This is a genomic window from Nostoc sp. DedQUE05 (assembly GCF_034530955.1).
GTDB lineage: Bacteria > Cyanobacteriota > Cyanobacteriia > Cyanobacteriales > Nostocaceae > Nostoc.
The window spans coordinates 79605-99685 of sequence record NZ_JAVRCB010000002.1 but is presented as its reverse complement, the minus strand read 5'-3'; the positions used below and the strand labels follow the sequence as shown (position 1 = coordinate 99685).

The following is a 20081-nucleotide window of genomic DNA, read 5'->3' as shown; positions in this document are numbered from 1 at the left end:
GCACGTCAGAGTAATGGCATCTCAATCAAGCTTGACTTTTTGTAATTAAAAATTAAAAATGTAATTTTTTACAACACAACCTATAATTTAACAGTATCTTTTTCCGTGAAAAAAATTTAAAGATAAAACAAGATAAAAATTGTCTTGTTTCATCTTTCAATTTTTATTTAACAGATCCTAACTGAGTAAGCGCATGTTCTGTAACACGACAAATTCGCCAATCATCTAATATAGAGGCTCCCATACTACGGTAAAATGCTTGGGCTGACTCGTTCCAATCTAAGACACTCCACTCTAATCGCCCACAATCACGTTCTACAGCTATCTGAGCGACTTTAGTCAACAGAGCCTTACCAATACCTTGCCTACGATATTCTGGTAAAACAAATAAATCTTCCAGATAAATTCCCGGCTTAGTCAGAAATGTTGAATAATTATGAAAAAACAGCGCAAAACCAACAGCTTGACCCGCAGATTCCGCTAATATTGCCTCTATATATCTTTGCGAACCAAATAAATGCTCCTGAAGTGCTAGAGCATTGCCAGTAACAGCGTGAGATAATTTTTCATATTCTGCAAGTCCCTCAATTAATTTAAACAATACGCTGCAATCGGCTGCTTGGGCAAAACGCACAATCAAATTGCTATCCGAAGTCATTCGTCTATAGTCCATAGTTTATAGTCCATAGTCTATAGGCAACTGGGCAATTTTTTTTGAGTATTGACTAAATAAGAGCCGAAAAACGCTACAAAACGCTTGATTTTTGCGAATTGCAAAGCTAATTAAGTTTCAGATTGCATCTCTATCTTGAGCAATGAGATTAAATCAACCAACCTTTTAAGCGTTTGGCTATGTGAGGACGGCGCAATTTCCGCATGGCTTTGCTTTGAATTTGACGCACTCGCTCGCGAGAAAGATTGAACATATTGCCAACTTCTTCTAAAGTACATGGTTCGCTGGTTGTCAAACCATAACGCAGAGAAATCACATCTTTCTCTCGTGGAGTTAACACATCACCCAAAACTTCCCAAATCTCCTGACGCATCATGTTTTCATTCATTTTTGCTTCAGGAGACAAGTTATCTTCATCTTCTAGCAAATCCATTAATTCCGTGTCTTCTTCTTTACCGACGCGGTGGTTGAGAGAAAGTGCTTGTCGTCGTAGCTGTTGTAGCTGACGTAGTTGTTGCACGCTAATCTCTAAATATTCTGCCATTTCACCTTCGGTAGGATTACGACAGAGTTTTTGTTTGAGTTCCCGTTGGGCTTTTTTTAGCTTGTTAAGCTTTTCGACAATATGAATTGGTAGTCGAATTGTTCGCGCATCGTTAGCGATCGCTCTGGTAATCGCTTGTCTAATCCACCAATAGGCGTAAGTAGAAAACTTATATCCTTTATCGGGATCGAATTTTTCTGTAGCACGATTTAAACCCATTGCTCCTTCTTGAATTAAATCCAGAAAAGGCACTCCCCGATTTAAATATCGCTTGGCGATAGACACTACCAATCTCAAGTTAGAGCGAATCATTTTGCGTTTTGCTACTCTCCCTTGATACAAGCGATTTTCTAGTTGCTTTTCCGTCATCCCTAACTCAGAAGCCACTTCTAATTTGCTAGCTTCATGTTCCAGTTTTAACTCTAAAGCCGCTTGTATTTCTCTAAATTCCTCTATAAACCTAACTCGCCGCGCTAACTCTACTTCTTCATCAGCTTTTAAAAGCGGATAACGTGCCATTTCTTTAAAAAATGCGCCGACAGCATCATCATGTTCGGTTTTGTTGTATCCTGAAGGACGAGCCGCCGCCATGTCATCTCCATCGCGTTCGTCCGATTCCAGATTTTCTACTACAATTGGAGATTCTTCTTCTGCCACTGCATTTAAACTATCGAGTGATGGTTCTTCGATATCAGCAGCATTCTCCAGTATTTCCATTTTTCCCAATTCAACAATATTCATATTTTCCTTTAGGGATTGTTGCTTTGTTTGGTACATAATTCATTTACACCTACTCGTTTGAGGCTTGGTAGTTTTCCCTAATGGACGATGCACCCGTAAAGAATAGCGAAATATAAGCTGATGCTAATTTGTCTACAGAAATAAAAATCGGCATCTACCTAGTATTTATAGGTTACACTTATATACAACCTATAACGAAACTGACCTTAGCACCCAATAAAACTTTTTTTTAGATTCCCAACAGATATATTCTTCATTTTTTTCGGAATTATCAAATATGTCAAACCCCCCTCAAACTTTCTCAACCTTAACAAATATAAAAATTTCAGCTAATCATCCAAATATCTTAAAGTTTCATATATTTTTCTAAATATTTATAATGTTTTAGGCGCTGGAGTCCACTGTAGAAAAGGAATACCTACTAATGGGTTTACGCATTCCCGATTTGATTTCCAGTTACCTACACAATCCAAATTACAAGAGTAAGAGCTTAATTTCGATCTGATATTACTTTGTATAAAAGCATCTCATATACAGAAAGGGTTGAATATCTACCGATAGGCGGAAAAAGGCTACTCCATATTTAGTAGATAGAGTAACTGTTGCAGCAATAGCCGACATGCTTTTATTTGTATAGTGGGCACCAAATATTTATTGCATATATAGTTGATACGAATTTGTCTAGTAGATTACATAAGAGGAAAATTATCAAGTATTATGAAGAATAACAGTATTGAGAAATACCATTTAAATTTAAGAAAGCGAAAAACTAAAGTTTAGTTAGCTAGGTTGATTTTGACCAGCTATGTGAAGGAAATATTTAATTATAAAATCAGCAAGTATGTATATTAATGACATAAAAATATCTCCTTTAGTGGTAAGTGAACCGAGTGAATCATATAAGTCAGGTGAAACTGTTAATCGGTGGGTTGAAGTATTGGTAGACTGTCCAGGAAGTACAGGACTATTTACTTATCGATTGCCAGCCCAGTTAGAAATCAAACCAGGGGATATTTTGAGCGTGCCATTTGGGGCGCAACAATTAGGAGCGATCGCGATTCGATTACTGGCACAACCCAATATCGATTTACCACCAGAAAAAATCCGGGAAGTAGAAGATATAGTCAGCGTTGGATTTTTCCCAAGTGCTTATTGGGAATTACTCAACCGAGTTGCGGCATATTACTATACGCCGTTGATTCAAGTAATCCGGGTTGCTCTGCCGCCAGGGTTACTGGGGCGATCGCAGCGTCGTATCCGCCTGGTTGGAGAGAGAGGGGCAGGGGAGCAGAGGGGCAGGGGGGCAAAGGGGAGTAGTTATTTACTGGGATCTGCCGATCCTTTAGCTTTTTTGACTCCAACTGCGCGGCAAGTTTGGGAACTTTTACAAGGGCAGCCGGCGGGGGACTACAGTTTTATTTACTTGCAACAAAAAGTCAAATCTGCTTATCGGGGAATTCGGGAATTATTGCGATTTGGTTTAGTAGAAAGCTACTTAGAACCACCACGACTAACTCGACCAAAATTGCAAAAAGCAGTTACGCTCACAGGTACAATTGATCAAGAGTTAACTACTCGCCAACGAGAGATTTTAGAAGTGCTGCGGCGACGTGGTGGCGAGTTATGGTTAAATGAGTTCTTACAGATTTGTAAAACAACTACCCCTACCCTGAAAGGGCTAGAGGAAAAAGGCTACATCGTCATCGAAGAACGGGAAGTTTTGCGAACCGAACAAGGCCCAACTTTAGTAGGCGATGGTGCTAAATCTTTAACTACAGCTCAAGCTAGTGCCTTAGCGACAATCCAGACATTAGATAAATTTGCTCAAGTTTTATTGCATGGGGTGACAGGTTCAGGAAAAACCGAAGTATATTTGCAAGCGATCGCACCTCTCCTCAATCAAGGTAAATCTGCCTTGGTTTTAGTCCCAGAAATTGGACTTACACCCCAGCTAACCGATCGTTTTCGCGCCCGTTTTGGTAATAAAGTTAGCGTTTATCACAGCGCCCTCTCAGATGGTGAACGTTACGATACTTGGCGACAAATGCTTACCGGAGAACCCCAAGTTGTCATTGGTACTCGCAGCGCCGTTTTCGCCCCTTTGCCCAACTTGGGTTTAATTATTTTAGATGAAGAACACGATAGCAGCTTTAAACAAGATTCCCCCATACCCACCTACCACGCCCGCACTGTTGCCCAGTGGCGAGCCGAATTAGAAAATTGCCCTTTGGTGTTGGGTTCCGCTACGCCTTCATTGGAAACTTGGGTAAGCGTGAGGAGGCAGGGGAGCAGGGGAGCAGGGGAGCAGGGGAGCAGAGGGGCAGGGGGAGAATTCGTAACTCCTCACTCCTCACTCCTAACTCCTAACTCCTCACTCAGCACTCAGCACTCAGCACTCAGCACTCATTATTTAAGTTTGCCTGAACGCATTAATTCTCGCCCTTTACCGCCTGTGGAAATTGTCGATATGCGGCAAGAGTTACAACAGGGAAATCGTTCTATATTTAGTAGATCGCTGCAAACAGCTTTAGAAGAGTTGCAAGAAAGAAAACAACAGGGAATTTTATTTATCCATCGCCGGGGACACAGTACTTTTGTTTCTTGCCGCAGTTGTGGATATGTATTAGAATGTCCGCACTGTGATGTGTCGCTGGCGTATCACCACACCGAAGAAAAAGCGCCGGAATTATTGCGGTGTCATTATTGTAATTATGCGCGATCGCACCCCAAATTTTGCCCTGATTGTAGTTCCCCTTATCTGAAATTTTTCGGTAGCGGTACTCAACGGGTAACGCAGGAACTAGCAAGGCAGTTCCCAGAGTTGCGCTTGATTCGTTTTGATAGCGATACCACCCGCAATAAAGGCTCCCATCGTACCCTACTTACTCGGTTTGCCAACGGCGAAGCAGATTTGTTAGTCGGTACGCAAATGCTCACTAAAGGTTTGGATTTACCACAGGTGACACTTGTGGGTGTTGTCGCCGCCGATGGATTACTAAATTTATCAGATTATCGCGCTAGCGAACGAGCGTTTCAAACTTTGACTCAAGTCGCTGGACGTGCTGGTAGAGGTGAAGATCCCGGTAGAGTGATTGTGCAGACTTATACTACAGAGCATCAGGTAATTGCAGCAGTGCGATCGCACGATTATCAATCTTTCTCTCAAGCTGAATTGGAACAACGCCAAGCACTCAATTATCCTCCATACGGGCGGTTAATTTTGTTGCGTTTGAGTAGTCTCGACCCGATTCAAGTGCAAAATACGGCGCAAGTTATTGCTACAGCCTTGAGTACAGAAGAAGAATTTGAGATATTGGGACCAGCACCAGCGAGTGTTTTACGAGTAGCTAATCGTTATCGCTGGCAAATATTGATTAAATTTGCCCCTGATGCCTTACCGCGATTACCAGATTGGGAAGAAGTGCGATCGCTTTGTCCTTCATCTGTAAGTTTAACTATTGATGTAGACCCGTTAAATATTATGTGATCGTTATGCGATCGTAAATTACTACCCCACCCAGTTGCGCACTGATAAATAAAGCTGATTTGCTTAGTAATTAAGTTAATCTCTGCATAATCCACCTTCAGATAGATGAGTGAATTAAAATATCATCTTATTACAAAGGTAAGTATAGATATTGAAAAATTTTTCCTGATTTACTGTCAAACTTATATCATGTTCGGCTGATTACTTAATAAAATATCTCCATGTTCGTGTTGGGTTTCATTATTGTTAAACACAACATAAATATGGATAAAATATTGGGTTTTGTTTTTCAAAGGCCACTTGCTTGGTTGTCGAGAAACCCCCAGATGTTCGCGGTAGCATCTTTAAGAGTTGCTGTCCTATTGGCGTACCCTTACAGGGAAGCAAGCTACGCCTAGCGTCTCCCTTTGGGAGAAGAGAAGGCTTTACGCTGCACTATTGCCCTTGCTGGTTCCCCAAACTATAGATATTACAAACATTCAACTAGCTTGATATTACTTTTGTATTAACAGCACTGATAAAAATGAACTCTGCCAGCACCAATTCATATCGTATCCATTTAAAGACTTATCATTAAGACGGCAAGGGTTAGGGGGAAAAGGGTTTCCTGATTTTTGTACAGATGCGGGAATTATAACTAATTAGGCGGACATGATATTAAGGTTGGTTTACGGTAATAATTTTAAAGATTTATTGCTTTTTACGTAATCATGCTGTGCCAAGTTGAGGCATTAGAAAGTTCCCCTATAATTCTCTTAAAAACAAGTTCAGTATTGATGTATAAAAAGTATTTAATAAATACTTTTTATACATTCTGGAGAAATGAGTTCCCTAAGACTTGCGGTCATTACGTTCGTTTATAGCTAGTGAAAGATTGCCAAGAATAATCATTGCAGATACTTGGCCGAATGGCACGCTTGTTAACGGCAAACCCATTATATATAAGGCTTTTGGGTGTGGGGTGTGGCTGAGTGGCTGAGTGGGTGCAGGTTTAAAGCCTCGCCCCACGCGCACGAAAAATCCTTATTTCGCAAGGCAGGTAAAAGCCCCACCCGGAGTGTCTGTCTTAATTTCCCTACACCCCACACCCAATACAACCTGCACCCTGTTCACTTTTCTTGATTTTTCCCTACACCCAACACCCTACCCCCAACACCCTGCCCAGACGAGCTTTCAGCTTTACAAGCGTGCCATTCGATACTTGGCCAATGTTAATGGACTACTTACTTATCAACTACGAACACAACGGCAAGGCATACTATGATTTACAAGATTAAACCCAAAATACTGGTATTAGCAATTGTTCAAGGGATTGCTTTTCAACCAAATAATGCTCCTGTACCATCTGGGTATATTAAAGATATCGGTCAAGCCTACAATGATACTAGAGGTTTTGGTTGGGTGCGTGAAGATAGCTTAGGCAATAGTACACCCACTCCCCTTGATATCCAACTCAATACACGCGATCGCAACCAAAGTGGCATCGATCGGCGACTAAATAGACTGATTCATCTGCAATATCCTCCTAGCAATGCGGGAACAGGAGTCACGATACCTGCTGCTTGGGAATATGCCCTATCTAATGGTTCGTACAATGTGACTGTTAGCGTCGGTGATGCTATTAATAGTGTAAATAGTAAGCACCAGATCAATATAGAAGGGACGGCTGCTATTTCTGGCTTTGTACCAACGGCAACCAAAAAGTTTGCCGCAATTACCCGGATTGTTAATGTTGCCGATGGCAAGCTCACAATTGATGCTAAAGGTGGTAGGAATACTAAACTCAACTATATTGCGATCGCACCAGGCAATCAGCCCTCGATCAGAACGACCAATCCCAATGATGGTCAGACAAACGTGCCGCCAGATATCTCGATTACAGCAGACCTAAATCTCCCTAACAGTGGGATTGCGGTTAATACTATTTCCGCCTCAACCATCAAGCTGATCGATAGCACTACTAATACACAAGTCAATGCCAATTACAACACTTCCGGGGGTGGAGATGTAATTGTAGTGTCTCCGATAAATCGTCTCAAGAACAATACCAAATATTTGTTACAAGTCACCGACGGGATTAAAGATAGTAATGGTGCTGCATTCTTACCCTATAGCATCAGTTTCACAACAGGCTCTTTTGTGAACCCAGTAAGCAATATTACTTTCGAGCAAATCTCACTAGCGAATGTACCTATCAAACCTTACACCACAGTATTGATTGGGCCTGACAACAAACTCTATGCTGCTACCTTATTGGGTGAGATTTTGCGTTTCCCGATTAATGCTGATGGCACTCTGGGTACGCCACAAACGATTTCCTCATTGCAGACTGCAAATGGTGGTAATCGAACGATCGTTGGTATGCACTTCGATCCCTCATCAACAAATGCTAGCAACCTAATTCTCTGGGTAACAAATAACTACTACTGGAATGCAACTGTTGAGGCGCCAGACTGGAGTGGTAAAATTACTCGTTTAAGCGGCACCAATCTAGAGACAGTAAAAGACTATGTAGTTGATTTACCGCGATCGAGCCGGGATCATCTAACCAATAGCATTGAATTTAAGCCCAATCAGCCAAACGTGCTCTATGTGTTGCAGGGTAGTAATAGTAGTACCGGCGCACCAAACACTGCCTGGAGTAATCGTCCTGAGCAGTTGTTAACTGCTGCTGTATTACGAGTTGACTTGTCCAAAATCACCTCACCTCCTTTAAGCGTTAAGACGGAGGATGGAGGTACTTATAACCCCTTTAAAGCGGACGCGCCTGTAACTATCTTTGCTAGTGGTATACGTAATGCCTACGATCTGGTTTGGCATACCAATGGTCAGTTGTATGTGCCAACGAATGGTTCGGCGGCTGGTGGCAATACGCCAAATACACCTATCCCTTTACCTCTTGCCTGTCACAACCGGATTGATAAGGCTACTAATGGGGCATATACTAGTCCATCTGTGCCTGCTCTTAGCAGTCTAGGCACGCAGCGAGACTTTCTGTTTCGCGTTGTTAAAAATGGTTATTATGGTCATCCCAATCCGAAACGTTGTGAGTGGGTGTTGAGTGGAGGAAATCCTACAGCTGGTACAGATCCAGTTCAGATAAGTGAATATCCCATTGGTACTCTACCTGACCGGAATTGGAAGGGTATTGCCTTCGATTTTGGAGAGCATTTTTCACCTAATGGCATTATTGAATATCGTAGTCATGTTTTAGGTGGTCAGCTGCAAGGCAAACTGCTGGTGACACGCTTCAGTTCAGGGAAAGACATCATTGTGCTAACACCAGGTGGCACAAAGTTGGATATTATAAATTCTCAAACGGGTATTAGTGGTTTTACTGGTTTTAATCCAAGTCCATTGGATTTAGTTGAGAATCCCACGAATGGAAATCTCTACGTAGCGCAACTCAGTCAAGAGACGGGCATGGGCAAAATTACACTTCTGCGTCCACTTAATTAATATCAGTACCGAGCGATCGCAATCAATTCATGCTTGTAGCTGCGCTGACTTTTCACGACATCTGGAAAACCTCTCTCTAAATCTCTCTCCTAAAAGGAGAGAAACTTTGAATTTTCCTCCTTCCCTGGTCGGGAAGGGGGTTAGAGGGTTAGGTTTTTGGTGGACTTTTCCACATAACGTGAAAAGTCAGGTACTTAGAAAGGGTTTTTACTGAAACTGCAAGCATTTATGTTTGCATTTACTCTTTAACAAGCATCGATCTCATAAGTTAATTTTTGTACTTTTATAATTCACTCCAAATTACGGTTGCATTCTAGCGCGACCATAAACTTTTTATATGCATTTATCTAAATCAATGGTTACGAAGCATTCAGAATTTTATAACCCGCAACTTGGGTTAATTATGATGTTGATACTTAATTCCAAACAATTCGGCGACACTAATTTGCGAATGTACTAAAGCCAGCAGCGGGATTTGAACTCGCGACCTTCCGATTACAAGTCGGATGCACTACCACTGTGCTATGCTGGCAAGTCTGACGATTACTCTTAAATTAGCAACCACGATTTATTATTGTACCATAATCCATTTATTTGTCTAGCTGTAAATTCTAAAAAATATCTGCTTCATCCTAAATTAAGTTAAAAGACCAGAAATTTTAGCAATATCGCTGCTTTTGTCGGTTTAAATGGTTGTTCTGGCGTTGCCATTGTGATGAACCAGAAACAATTAGGCATTCTGAATCACTGATAAAGTTGATAAATTAATATTTATAGCAAATTTATAGCAAAAGCTAACTCAAATCCTGGGCTGAACCCAAAAATACCTGGTCAGTTCTAAAACTATATTTTCTTGGCATGGCACGGCTGAATAAAGGAACAGAAATATATAATTATTTTTTAGAGATTACAAGCATGGCAGCATTGCTCGGACGAGATTTATTAAGTCTAGCGGACATCACTTCTACTGAACTTCAAGAACTCTTGCAATTGGCAACTCAACTTAAATCACAACAGTTGAAGTTGCAGTGTAATAAAGTTTTGGGGTTGTTGTTCTCCAAAGCTTCAACTCGCACACGGGTAAGTTTTACTGTGGCGATGTATCAACTTGGTGGGCAGGTAATCGATCTCAATCCTAATGTCACTCAAGTTAGTCGCGGGGAACCTTTGCAGGATACGGCGCGGGTATTAGATCGATATCTGGATATTTTGGCAATTCGTACTTTTGCACACCAAGATTTAGAAACTTTTGCTCACTATGCCAAGATTCCGGTGATTAATGCGCTTACTGATACAGAACATCCTTGTCAGGTATTAGCGGATTTATTGACAATTCAGGAAACCTTTAATACCCTTGCTGGGTTAACTTTGACCTACGTGGGCGATGGGAATAATATGGCTAATTCTCTGATGTTGGGCTGTGCTTTGGTGGGGATGAATGTCAGAATTGCCACTCCTAGCGGATATGAGCCAGATTCTAAAATTGTAGAACAAGCAAGAGCGATCGCTAATAACAAAACAGAAGTCCTCGTCACTCACGATCCAGAATTAGCAGCTAAGGGTTCTGCTGTACTTTACACTGATGTTTGGGCGAGTATGGGGCAAGAAGCCGAAGCAGACAACCGGATGCCAATTTTTCAACCTTACCAAATTTCAGAGCAGCTATTAAGCCTTGCTGACCCAGAGGCAATTGTTTTACACTGCTTACCAGCCCATCGTGGTGAAGAAATTACCGAAGCTGTTATTGAAGGTTCTCAATCACGAGTTTGGGAACAGGCAGAAAATCGCCTGCACGCTCAAAAGGCTTTGCTTGCTAGTATTTTAGGGGCAAAATGAAAGGAGTTAAGAGTTAGGAGTTAAGAGTTAGGAGTCAAAATAGTGAGTGTGCAATTGGCTCCTAACTACTTGCTGGTAAAAAATCTGAAATAAATGGGTAAGAGAAAAGAGAATATTTTTACTTTTGCCTTTCATAATTTTTACTTTTCTCTTGTTATGGGGAGTTTTTTGTAGTACTAATGTTCTAGAGACATTTATAATTACTTCTCGGAAATTTATGGAACGTCTAACAGAAGCTCAACAAGAACTTTACGAATGGTTAGCAGAATACATCAAAACGCACCAGCATTCGCCTTCAATTAGGCAAATGATGCAAGCGATGAACTTGAAGTCACCAGCACCAATTCAAAGCCGTTTAGAACATTTACGCACAAAAAGATATATCGAATGGACTGATGGACAAGCGCGAACGATTCGGATTTTGCGTCCCGTGAAGCAAGGTGTACCAATTTTGGGCACGATCGCTGCTGGTGGTTTAATAGAACCGTTTACTGATGCTGTAGATCATTTAGACTTTTCTAATTTCGATTTACCTCCCCAAACCTACGCTTTGCGGGTAGCTGGCGATAGCATGATTGAAGATTTAATTACTGATGGCGATGTGGTATTTCTGCGTCCAGTAGCAGAACCAAATCATTTAAAAAATGGTACTATCGTCGCCGCTAGAGTAGATGGATTTGGTACAACATTAAAACGTTTTTATCGCCAAGGCGATCGCGTTACCCTCAAACCAGCAAATCCTAAGTACAATCCCATTGAAGTCATGGCTCAACAAGTGCAGGTGCAAGGTTCTCTCATTGGTGTTTGGCGCGGTTACAACTGAGTAATGGGGACTGGGGACTGGGAAAGATAAATACTAATGTCCAATGTCCAATGCCCATTAATTAGGGTTCGTTACCATCTTTGTGCTTAACATTTTATGTACCTGACGAAAAATTCAGTGCAGCAACTGCCCACTTTCCGATTGAAATTACCATTTACAAGGGAAAGTAAGGGCAGTTATTACACGCAACCATTACCAGGATGCCCAAGAATGCCTGTGTCTCTGCAATTGCGGCAATATCAGCGTCAAGCGATCGCTAGCTGGTTTACCAACAATGGCAGAGGGACGCTGAAAATGGCTACTGGTAGTGGTAAAACTATTACTGCATTAGCGATCGCTTGCGAATTATATCAGCAGATTAATTTACAAGTTCTGGTGGTGGTGTGTCCCTACCGCCATCTCGTTACCCAATGGGCGCGAGAATGCGAAAAATTTAATTTGCAACCCATTTTAGCTTTTGAGAATTTACGCACTTGGCAAAGTCAACTTTCTACCCAAATTTATAATCTGCGTTCTGGTTCTCAACGGTTTATCACGGTGATTACTACGAACTCCACTTTAATTGGAGATGGATTTCAGTCTCAACTCAAATATTTTCCCGCCAAAACTTTAATTATTGGGGATGAAGCGCATAATTTAGGCGCACCCAAGTTAGAAGAAAGTTTACCGCGTAGTGTTGGGTTGAGACTAGCTTTATCTGCGACACCAGAGAGGTATTTTGATGATTTTGGGACGCAATCTTTATTTGATTATTTTGGCCCAGTTCTGCAACCGGAGTTTACTTTGAGGGATGCGATCGCTCAAGGTGCTTTGGTACATTATCTGTATTATCCGGTGTTGGTAGAGTTAACTGAAGCAGAAAGTATTGCCTATTTAAAGTTAACTAAAAGAATTGGGCGATCGCTTCTTTATCGAGATCGAGAAAATGGCGAAGCGGGATTTGAAGATAATGAAGATTTAAAACCATTATTGATGCAAAGAGCAAGATTAATTGGTGCAGCAGAAAATAAATTAACAGCCTTGCACGAATTAATGGCGACTCGCCGCGAAACTACTCATACTCTTTTTTATTGTAGCGATGGTTCCCAAGATGCGGGACAACGTTCATCTCTACGCCAACTTAAAGCTGTTGCTAAAATCCTGGGGGTGGATTTAGGGTACAAGGTAAGCACCTATACAGCTCAAACAACTTTACAAGAAAGGGAAATTTTACGGCATCAATTTGAAAGTGGAGAGTTGCAAGGTTTAGTCGCAATTCGTTGTTTAGATGAAGGCGTCGATATTCCGGCAATTCAAACTGCGGTGATTTTATCAAGTTCTGGAAATCCCCGCCAATTTATTCAGCGACGGGGGCGAGTTTTGCGCCCTCATCCAGCTAAAGAACGCGCCACTATATTTGACATGATTGTTTTACCACCAGATTTAGATAGAGAAACTATAGAAGTTGAACGTAATCTATTGAAAAAGGAATTGCGTCGCTTTGTGGAATTTGCTGATTTAGCTGATAACGCTGGTGAAGCAAGAATGAAGTTACTTGATTTACAAAAACGATATGGTTTATTAGATATTTGATGGTGAACTATATAGTTGTATTTTTTTGTAAAATTTTTCGAGTTTTTAAAAAACAAGCATTAAGTATGAAATAATAAAATCATGAATTAGATCATAATAGAATGTAAATAGCTTTAAAAATTCTGCTTACATCCCATTACGATCTAGATTGTTAATATTAATAATAGAAGACAATTCAAGAATAAAGTCTTTTTTCAAAGAAAAGTATAAATTTAAAAAAATAGTTTTTACAAAATTAAAGATAACGCTAACAGTGGCTTTACGGAGGTAAATGCAGTACTAGAAAAAGTTAAAATATAGAAAAACTATATTTCCAAACCGAAGATGTCACAAGATGCGAATATCGATGATGTGCAGGAGCCAATAAACAGCGCTCCGCCGGAAGTACGGCAAATTATTGAGCGGGTATGGAAGCTGGAAAAAGGCAGACTAGATAAAAAGATTAACAGCCATATAAATGATAATATTTTAGACATTATTAAGGAAGAGGTGCGATGAAGCTGACTTCAATCAAGCTCTGCAACTTTCGCTCCTTTTATGGTACGACACCAGAGATGCTTCTGGCTAGTGGAGATATTCAAAACACAACGATTATTCATGGTAATAATGGCTCTGGAAAAACCAGTTTACTAAATGCCTTTACTTGGGTATTATATGAAAAATTTAGTGCAGCATTTGCATCGATAGAACAGTTAGTAAATAAGCGTGCGATCGCAGAAGCTCAAAAAGGTCAAGCTGTAGAATGTTGGGTAGAGATTGGCTGGGAACATGAAGGTAAACGCTATCGAGTTAAACGCACCTGTCGGGGTTATAAAAGCGAAGGTGATTTTGACGCTGGCAAAACTCAATTAACGATGTGGGTTGGTGCGGATGATGGCAAATGGAATATACCAATTCAGCAACCAGACGATATAATTAATCAAATTTTACCCGCTACTTTACATCAATATTTTTTCTTTGACGGCGAACGAATTGAAGAAATAGTTCGTTCTGATAAAAAAGCTGAAATTGCTGAAGCTACAAAAATTTTCTTGGGTGTAGAAGTAATCAACCGTTCCATCAGACATTTAGGAGATGCTAAAAAAACTCTAGAAAATGAGTTAAAAGCGATTGGTGATTCTGAAATTAAACAATTGTTACGACAGCAAGAAAAGATAGAACGAGAGCGTGAACGCATTACCAAGCGACAAACTGAAATTAAAGAAGAGCTAGAATATCAACAAACTTTTAAAAAAGAGACAAGTAACCGCTTGCGAGAACTGAGTGCTGCTAAGGAATTACAAGAAAGATGGCAAAATTTAGAATCGCAGAAAACAGCGAATCAAGAAGAATATAAAAAAACGAAGGAAGCGCTCAAAAAAGTTATTTCTGCGCGGGGTTATACCGTTTTACTCTCAGAAACTACATCCCAGTTCCGAGGAATTATCAATGATTTGAAGGCGCGAGGCGAGTTAACATCAGGGATTTCGCGGGAATTTGTGAATGATTTACTCAATTCTCAGCGCTGTATTTGTGGCGCAGAATTACACGAGGGTAATCATTCTCATACTCATGTGAGTAACTGGCTAAATAAAGCAGGTTCTTCGGCGGTAGAAGAAACTGCAATTCGGATGTTAGCACAAGTAGATGAAATTGATAAGCAAGCAATAGGATTTTGGGAAGAAGTTGATAGAGAACAAAGTAGAATTAATCAGTTAAGGCAAAGCATATCTCAAATTGAAGGCGATTTAGACAATATTCAAGAACGGTTGCGAAAAGATGCTAATGAAGAAATTAGCAGTTTACAAAAACGCTTAGATGAAATTGAAAATAAAATTGATGAATTGAATCGAGAACAGGGTGCAAATCAGCAGCAAATTGCTCAACTCACAACTGAGATTGAAGGTTTAAACAAACAAATCGCCAAGCAAAAGCTGAATGAAGACAAGCAAACTCTAGCACAACGACGAATTAACGCTACTCAAGATGCAATCGAACGGTTAACAGAAGTTAGAAATCGTCAAGAACAACAATTTCGTCTGCAATTAGAAAAGAGAGTGCAAGAAATATTTACTGAGATTTCTGTTACTCCATACATCCCTAAAATTAGCGATAAATATGAACTGACATTAGTAGAAAATACTACAGGTGTGGAAGCGCCAGTTGCAGCTTCTACCGGGGAGAATCAAATTCTCAGTTTATCTTTTATAGCCAGCATCATTGACAAAGTGCGGGAATGGAGTGAGAAACGAAAAATGATGATGATTCCCGATAGTAGTACTTTCCCAATTGTGATGGATTCGCCGTTTGGAAGTTTGGATGAGAATTCGCGGCGACACATTGCGAAGACAATTCCCCAATTAGCGAATCAGTTGATAGTTTTAGTTACTAAGACTCAATGGCGGGGTGAAGTAGAAGCAGAAATGACAGACAGAATTGGTAGAGAATATGTGCTTACGTATTATTCTTCTAAGCCGGATTGCGAACAAGATTATATTGAGTTGGGTGGGGAAAGATATCCTTTGGTGAAACAAAGTCCGAACGAGTTTGAGTATACTGAAATTATCGCGGTTGAACGTAATCTTTAAAGGATAAAGTTATGGTTGCGAGTCCAGATGGAAATTATATGTCTCCCCAAGAATACCTGGAATGGGAAGAACGCCAAGAAATCAAATATGAATATATTGATGGTGAAGTTTTCGCTATGACTGAGGGTACTCTTCCCCATAATGATATTGCTTTAAACTTAGCTTCAGCGTTAAAAAGTCAGCTGCGAGGAAGTGGGTGTCGTGTGAATATGGCGGATGGGAAAGTAGGTGTATCTGAAAAGGGGCCTTTTCATTATCCTGATGTTGTGGTGAGTTGCGATGAACGAGATAAACAAGCTATTCAATTTCTCCAATATCCTTGTTTAATTGTTGAAGTTCTGTCCCCAAGTACAGAAGCTTACGATAGAGGTACAAAATTTACGCGGTATCGTCGCATTCAGACTTTGCAAGAATACGTCCTTATCGATGCTGAAAAAATTGGTTTAGATTGCTTCCGGTTAAATGATAGAGGACTTTGGGAGTTACATCCTTATGAACAAGGGGATGAAGTTCATTTAACTAGCGTTGATTTTCACTTTCCTATTTCTTTGCTTTATGAAGACGTTCAGTTTCCTATTTAAATTAGGATTATCTTCGATTCATGATTAGGAGTTTTATGAGTATTAAAACTGAAGCAACTATTGAAGATTTGTACCATTTACCTGACAATTGTAAAGCAGAGATTGTCAATGGAAAATTGGTGCTGATGTCTCCAACTGGATTTTTACCAGGACGTGCAGGTGGTGAAATTTATGCAAGTTTACGGGATTATGAACGTCTGAAAAAAAGTGGTTATGCTTTGCCTGATAATGTCGGTTTTATTGTCAATCTTCCTAACCGCCGTTCTTTAAGTCCTGATGCTGCATTTTATACTGGCAAACCTACAGGTGGGAAGTTTCTTAATGGTGCGCCTATATTTGCTGCTGAGGTGCGAAGTGAAAATGATTACGGTGATAAGGCTGAGATAGATATGGCTAGTAAACGCCGTGATTATTTTGCGGCTGGTACGCTGGTAGTTTGGGATGTAGATGTGCTTAAAGAGGAAGTTATTAGAGTATATCGTGCTAGTAATCCTGAAGAACCGCAAGTTTATCGCCGTGGTGAGGTAGCTGAAGCTGAACCCGCAGTGCCAGGATGGACTATGTTAGTGGATAATTTGTTTGTTTAGTGTTTGTTTAGCGATCGCCCACATACTATCATCAAATCATACCTTGGCAATTGCGTAAACGTAGCGATCGCTTTTCGCTGTCGGTTAAGATGGCAACAATGTAAATATTAATATCATGGCTGCAAATAGAATTAGGGTTGCTAAAGATAAGGCTGAGTTAGTGAAATCTCTAGTAGCATCAAAAGACACAACTGGGCCTTTTCAGACTTATGTAGAAGTAATGGTGTTTGCAGCAGCTTTAGGCGTTAAATATAAAAAGCGGGTTCCTTTGGGAGAAACCACAAAACGAGAACCATCTCCAATCCCACAAGAAAATTTTGCTTCATTAGGATATGACCTAATCATTAAATTATTAGCAATAAATGAAACTAAAGATATCAATATACTTTCATCTAGAGAAGAACAAGATGAAGATAAACGTACTCAAATATTTGAAGAATATGCTAATGGAGGACTGGAGATTTTACAAAACGAGTTGCGAGGTTCTGTTGACTACTCAGAGCGACTTTTATTAGTTCTGATTTCTGAAAGAGGGACAAAAGAACAGTTAGAAGAAGAATTTGACCTGAGTAAATTTTTAAATTGATTTTTTTACTTGCTTAATTAAGTTATTAAATATGAAAAATATAACTTATTACTGTCAACGCTTTGCTGAATTAAATGTGAGAATTAGCCGAAAACGTGGTAATGCTCAATATAAACCAATCCTACTTTTATCTGTAATTGATTTGATTGCGCGAGGTATTAATACTACGAATGAAATTCCCGTTTCCGACGAATTAATTCAAACATTTGAGAGGTATTGGAATGTAATTGGTTCTCCGTCTTACAAAGGTGGCTTACACTATCCTTTCTTCCATCTCCAAAATGAGGGCTTTTGGTACTTAAAATTTAAGCCTGAATTTAATGGGTTACAGCCAAAAACAATTAACAAACTAAAAGAGGCTGTTGAATACGCATATCTAGACAATGAATTATTTAACTTTTTGGAAGATGAATCTTCTAGAAAAGAACTAATTGACGCACTTGTGACAGCTTTCTTTTCTGATAATGAAAATGATATAGAAGCGATTTTACAAATAAATCAAGCTTTTCAAGATGATCCGTTAGAGATAGAAAAATTAATTGAAACAGTAAATTTAGAGGCTAATCCCAGATGGGGATGGAAACGAGCAGTTATTAGAAATGCTTTTTTTAGGACAGCAATTATACATATTTATGATTACAAATGTGCTTTTTGTGGACTCAAAGTAACTAAAAAAGTAAATCAAAATATTGTGGATGGCGCACACATTAAGCCATTTTCACAGTTTTATGATAGCAAAATTAATAATGGAATTGCTCTTTGCAAAAATCATCATTGGGCATTTGATAGGGGTTGGTTTACTGTAGATAAACAATACAAAATCATAGTTAGTAATGATTTAGTAGAAGTATCTCCCCATGTTAAACCTATGAAAGATTTTCATGGTGAAACAATACTTCTACCAAATACAGAGCAACACTTTCCAGAACTAGAAGCACTGCAATGGCATCGCCAAAATATATTTCAAGCATAATTACAGGATAGGTGGAAGTCCTACCGCTTTCGGTTCAACAAGCTTGCCATCAAAACTTATAGTTTTATCTTCCACAGTCCTAGCATCCGCCAAAGCTTTACGAAGTTCAGCACGTTCCATCTGTTCCTGAATTCCACCCAGGATGTAAACCAATAACTTCGCCGCTAAATCTCGTCCAGCAACCTGCACCCGCTTTTTATTTGGGTCATACAAAACCCCATACCAGAGAGATTGGGGATATTCCATACCACTAAAGCCGCCTTGTTGGTCGAACTTCCGCAGCTTCTTAAAAATATCTGCTAGGGAAAAACCTTTTTTAAATACCAAAATTCCTAAAGCTTGCGCTAATGCAACTTGAGCAACCGGACGGAAAAGCATATTTCCTTCACCTCCATCTTTCTCAAAGCTAAAGCGCCGCAAAGCTGGTGTATCCTCGTGTTCTAAAATTTTATAACTTGAAAGACTAGCTAAATTATCAAATAGCTTGCTAAATTCCTGAATTCCCTGCTCAAGTTCTTCATCTTCTGGACGCATGGGTATTAGACCTTTCTCCAAGGGTTTCCAGTGGGGGAACTTTTGAGCCAAATATCGCTCAGACATATCTTGTAGAGCTTGCAATGTCGTCAAAACTGTAGAATTGGAAGCCACTGTTGCACTATTCCAATTAACGCGGGGATTGCGTTCTTGTCGTTGTTCTAATAGTGGATGTGTAACTGCAATTTTTCTAGCAACGATCGCAAAACCATCATCCTCATTCAACTGTGTTAGTTGCCCTTTAGTCAACGGTGCAGCCATCAGGTTGACATGAACAAAAATCGATCTTACCCTCCGCCTCGCCTGGGTGCGAGTTTCCCCAGCCGCTACCGCACAGATAAACTCAATACCAATTTTTTCCTTGGGTAAATTTTGCAAGTAAGCAAGGTCTACTTGGTACTTTTCTATCAAATCATTGACTGTAATAAAACTGTCATCAGCACCTTTATCTTTTTTATATCGCTGGAGTTTACGAGTTTTGATTAACTCCATCAACCCCTGAACCCCCATTAATCTGTGTTGCCCATCTAGTGCATAAATAGTTACATCATCCTCAGAAATATTTAGCAGACCTACCTTACCGTCTTTATCTAGGGGTATAAAATCAGTCGTAGACTTTGTAGCGCGTCCTTCACTATCCCACTCAGCAGCTTTGGGATTATCCACCCACGGTTGATTAATCACCACTAGCACCGGCGGAAACTTATGATTGTCTCTAGCCGCTAAATACTGGACTAGCGGTGCTTGACGTGACCAATCAAGCGGACGTTGCTGAATTTCATCAATACTATCTGCGTCAATCTCGACATTATCAGTTTCAGGATTGTACTTTTTTTGAAACAAAGGTAAGCCAGAGGCGAAGTGAACCCGACCTGCGAACCATTCCAATGTAACAGAGCTAACATAAGCCTCAGTACCACCCATCTCGGTTTTTTGAACGAGAATCTGATCTTTTCTCCCTAAAAACTTCTCTAGGAGTAATGCTAGTACCTGCTTTTCCTTGTTTTCCCGTTCCAGGTATTCTCTAGCAATGTCAGCAGTGGGGTCAGATGCGCTATCTTTCATGTTAATTTTAAAAACAGAATAGGATTATGTCGTTTAATTATCCAAAAATTTGG

General features: G+C 40.0%; 14 protein-coding genes and 1 tRNA gene. 11 read left to right on the top strand and 4 right to left on the bottom strand.

Going from position 1 to position 20081, the window contains the following annotated elements; genetic code table 11:
• Window positions 1–163 precede the first annotated feature (163 nt).
• Entirely contained in the window at window positions 164–658 is a 495-nt protein-coding gene (locus tag RMZ42_RS02630; RefSeq protein WP_322669932.1) for a GNAT family N-acetyltransferase, read from the bottom strand.
• A gap of 163 nt (window positions 659–821) precedes the next feature.
• Window positions 822–1994: an RpoD/SigA family RNA polymerase sigma factor gene (locus tag RMZ42_RS02625; RefSeq protein WP_322669931.1), complete on the bottom strand. Its 1173-nt coding sequence runs from the start codon at window positions 1992–1994 to the stop codon at window positions 822–824.
• Between the two features lie 805 nt (window positions 1995–2799).
• On the opposite strand from RMZ42_RS02625, the gene priA reads away from it, so the two are divergent.
• Together priA and RMZ42_RS02615 are read left to right on the top strand one after the other, a co-directional pair.
• Entirely contained in the window at window positions 2800–5445 is a 2646-nt protein-coding gene (gene priA / locus RMZ42_RS02620) for a primosomal protein N' (protein WP_322669930.1), read from the top strand.
• Window positions 5446–6705: 1260 nt separating this feature from the next.
• A complete protein-coding gene (locus RMZ42_RS02615) occupies window positions 6706–8904 on the top strand; it encodes an Ig-like domain-containing protein (protein WP_322669929.1) in 2199 nt (732 codons plus the stop codon).
• A 460-nt stretch (window positions 8905–9364) separates the two neighbouring features.
• Here the strand turns inward: RMZ42_RS02615 and RMZ42_RS02610 are convergent.
• Window positions 9365–9436, bottom strand: a tRNA-Thr gene (locus RMZ42_RS02610).
• Window positions 9437–9819: 383 nt separating this feature from the next.
• On the opposite strand from RMZ42_RS02610, the gene argF reads away from it, so the two are divergent.
• The 9 genes from argF (at window position 9820) to RMZ42_RS02565 (ending at window position 18429) form a co-directional block, all read left to right on the top strand.
• A complete protein-coding gene (gene argF / locus RMZ42_RS02605; RefSeq protein WP_322669928.1) occupies window positions 9820–10740 on the top strand; it encodes an ornithine carbamoyltransferase in 921 nt (306 codons plus the stop codon).
• A 217-nt stretch (window positions 10741–10957) separates the two neighbouring features.
• Window positions 10958–11563: a transcriptional repressor LexA gene (lexA, locus tag RMZ42_RS02600; RefSeq protein WP_322669927.1), complete on the top strand. Its 606-nt coding sequence runs from the start codon at window positions 10958–10960 to the stop codon at window positions 11561–11563.
• Window positions 11564–11659: 96 nt separating this feature from the next.
• Window positions 11660–13135, top strand: a complete 1476-nt coding sequence (locus RMZ42_RS02595) for a DNA phosphorothioation system restriction enzyme (protein ID WP_322669926.1) — start codon at window positions 11660–11662, stop codon at window positions 13133–13135.
• A 324-nt stretch (window positions 13136–13459) separates the two neighbouring features.
• A complete protein-coding gene (locus RMZ42_RS02590; RefSeq protein WP_322669925.1) occupies window positions 13460–13633 on the top strand; it encodes a hypothetical protein in 174 nt (57 codons plus the stop codon).
• Window positions 13630–15702, top strand: a complete 2073-nt coding sequence (locus RMZ42_RS02585; protein WP_322669924.1) for an AAA family ATPase — start codon at window positions 13630–13632, stop codon at window positions 15700–15702. The genes RMZ42_RS02590 and RMZ42_RS02585 overlap by 4 nt, the downstream gene beginning before the upstream one ends.
• A gap of 11 nt (window positions 15703–15713) precedes the next feature.
• Window positions 15714–16283: a Uma2 family endonuclease gene (locus RMZ42_RS02580; RefSeq protein WP_322669923.1), complete on the top strand. Its 570-nt coding sequence runs from the start codon at window positions 15714–15716 to the stop codon at window positions 16281–16283.
• Between the two features lie 35 nt (window positions 16284–16318).
• The gene (locus RMZ42_RS02575; protein WP_322669922.1) at window positions 16319–16870 is read left to right on the top strand and encodes a Uma2 family endonuclease; all 552 of its coding nucleotides are present in this window, start codon (window positions 16319–16321) and stop codon (window positions 16868–16870) included.
• Between the two features lie 115 nt (window positions 16871–16985).
• Complete coding sequence (locus tag RMZ42_RS02570) at window positions 16986–17456, top strand: DNA phosphorothioation-associated protein 4 (protein WP_322669921.1); 471 nt, start codon at window positions 16986–16988, stop codon at window positions 17454–17456.
• A 31-nt stretch (window positions 17457–17487) separates the two neighbouring features.
• Window positions 17488–18429: an HNH endonuclease gene (locus tag RMZ42_RS02565; protein ID WP_322669920.1), complete on the top strand. Its 942-nt coding sequence runs from the start codon at window positions 17488–17490 to the stop codon at window positions 18427–18429.
• Here RMZ42_RS02565 and RMZ42_RS02560 read toward each other — a convergent pair whose 3' ends face one another.
• Complete coding sequence (locus tag RMZ42_RS02560; protein WP_322669919.1) at window positions 18430–20028, bottom strand: DGQHR domain-containing protein; 1599 nt, start codon at window positions 20026–20028, stop codon at window positions 18430–18432.
• Between the last annotated feature and the right edge of the window lie 53 nt (window positions 20029–20081).

Excerpts from the sequence above, each read along its gene's own strand:
- RMZ42_RS02630 (WP_322669932.1), bottom strand. The coding sequence starts at position 658 with ATGACTTCGGATAGCAATTTGATTGTGCGTTTTGCCCAAGCAGCCGAT.
- RMZ42_RS02625 (WP_322669931.1), bottom strand. The coding sequence starts at position 1,994 with ATGTACCAAACAAAGCAACAATCCCTAAAGGAAAATATGAATATTGTT.
- priA (WP_322669930.1), top strand. The coding sequence starts at position 2,800 with ATGTATATTAATGACATAAAAATATCTCCTTTAGTGGTAAGTGAACCG.
- RMZ42_RS02615 (WP_322669929.1), top strand. The coding sequence starts at position 6,706 with ATGATTTACAAGATTAAACCCAAAATACTGGTATTAGCAATTGTTCAA.
- argF (WP_322669928.1), top strand. The coding sequence starts at position 9,820 with ATGGCAGCATTGCTCGGACGAGATTTATTAAGTCTAGCGGACATCACT.
- lexA (WP_322669927.1), top strand. The coding sequence starts at position 10,958 with ATGGAACGTCTAACAGAAGCTCAACAAGAACTTTACGAATGGTTAGCA.
- RMZ42_RS02595 (WP_322669926.1), top strand. The coding sequence starts at position 11,660 with ATGTACCTGACGAAAAATTCAGTGCAGCAACTGCCCACTTTCCGATTG.
- RMZ42_RS02590 (WP_322669925.1), top strand. The coding sequence starts at position 13,460 with ATGTCACAAGATGCGAATATCGATGATGTGCAGGAGCCAATAAACAGC.
- RMZ42_RS02585 (WP_322669924.1), top strand. The coding sequence starts at position 13,630 with ATGAAGCTGACTTCAATCAAGCTCTGCAACTTTCGCTCCTTTTATGGT.
- RMZ42_RS02580 (WP_322669923.1), top strand. The coding sequence starts at position 15,714 with ATGGTTGCGAGTCCAGATGGAAATTATATGTCTCCCCAAGAATACCTG.
- RMZ42_RS02575 (WP_322669922.1), top strand. The coding sequence starts at position 16,319 with ATGAGTATTAAAACTGAAGCAACTATTGAAGATTTGTACCATTTACCT.
- RMZ42_RS02570 (WP_322669921.1), top strand. The coding sequence starts at position 16,986 with ATGGCTGCAAATAGAATTAGGGTTGCTAAAGATAAGGCTGAGTTAGTG.
- RMZ42_RS02565 (WP_322669920.1), top strand. The coding sequence starts at position 17,488 with ATGAAAAATATAACTTATTACTGTCAACGCTTTGCTGAATTAAATGTG.
- RMZ42_RS02560 (WP_322669919.1), bottom strand. The coding sequence starts at position 20,028 with ATGAAAGATAGCGCATCTGACCCCACTGCTGACATTGCTAGAGAATAC.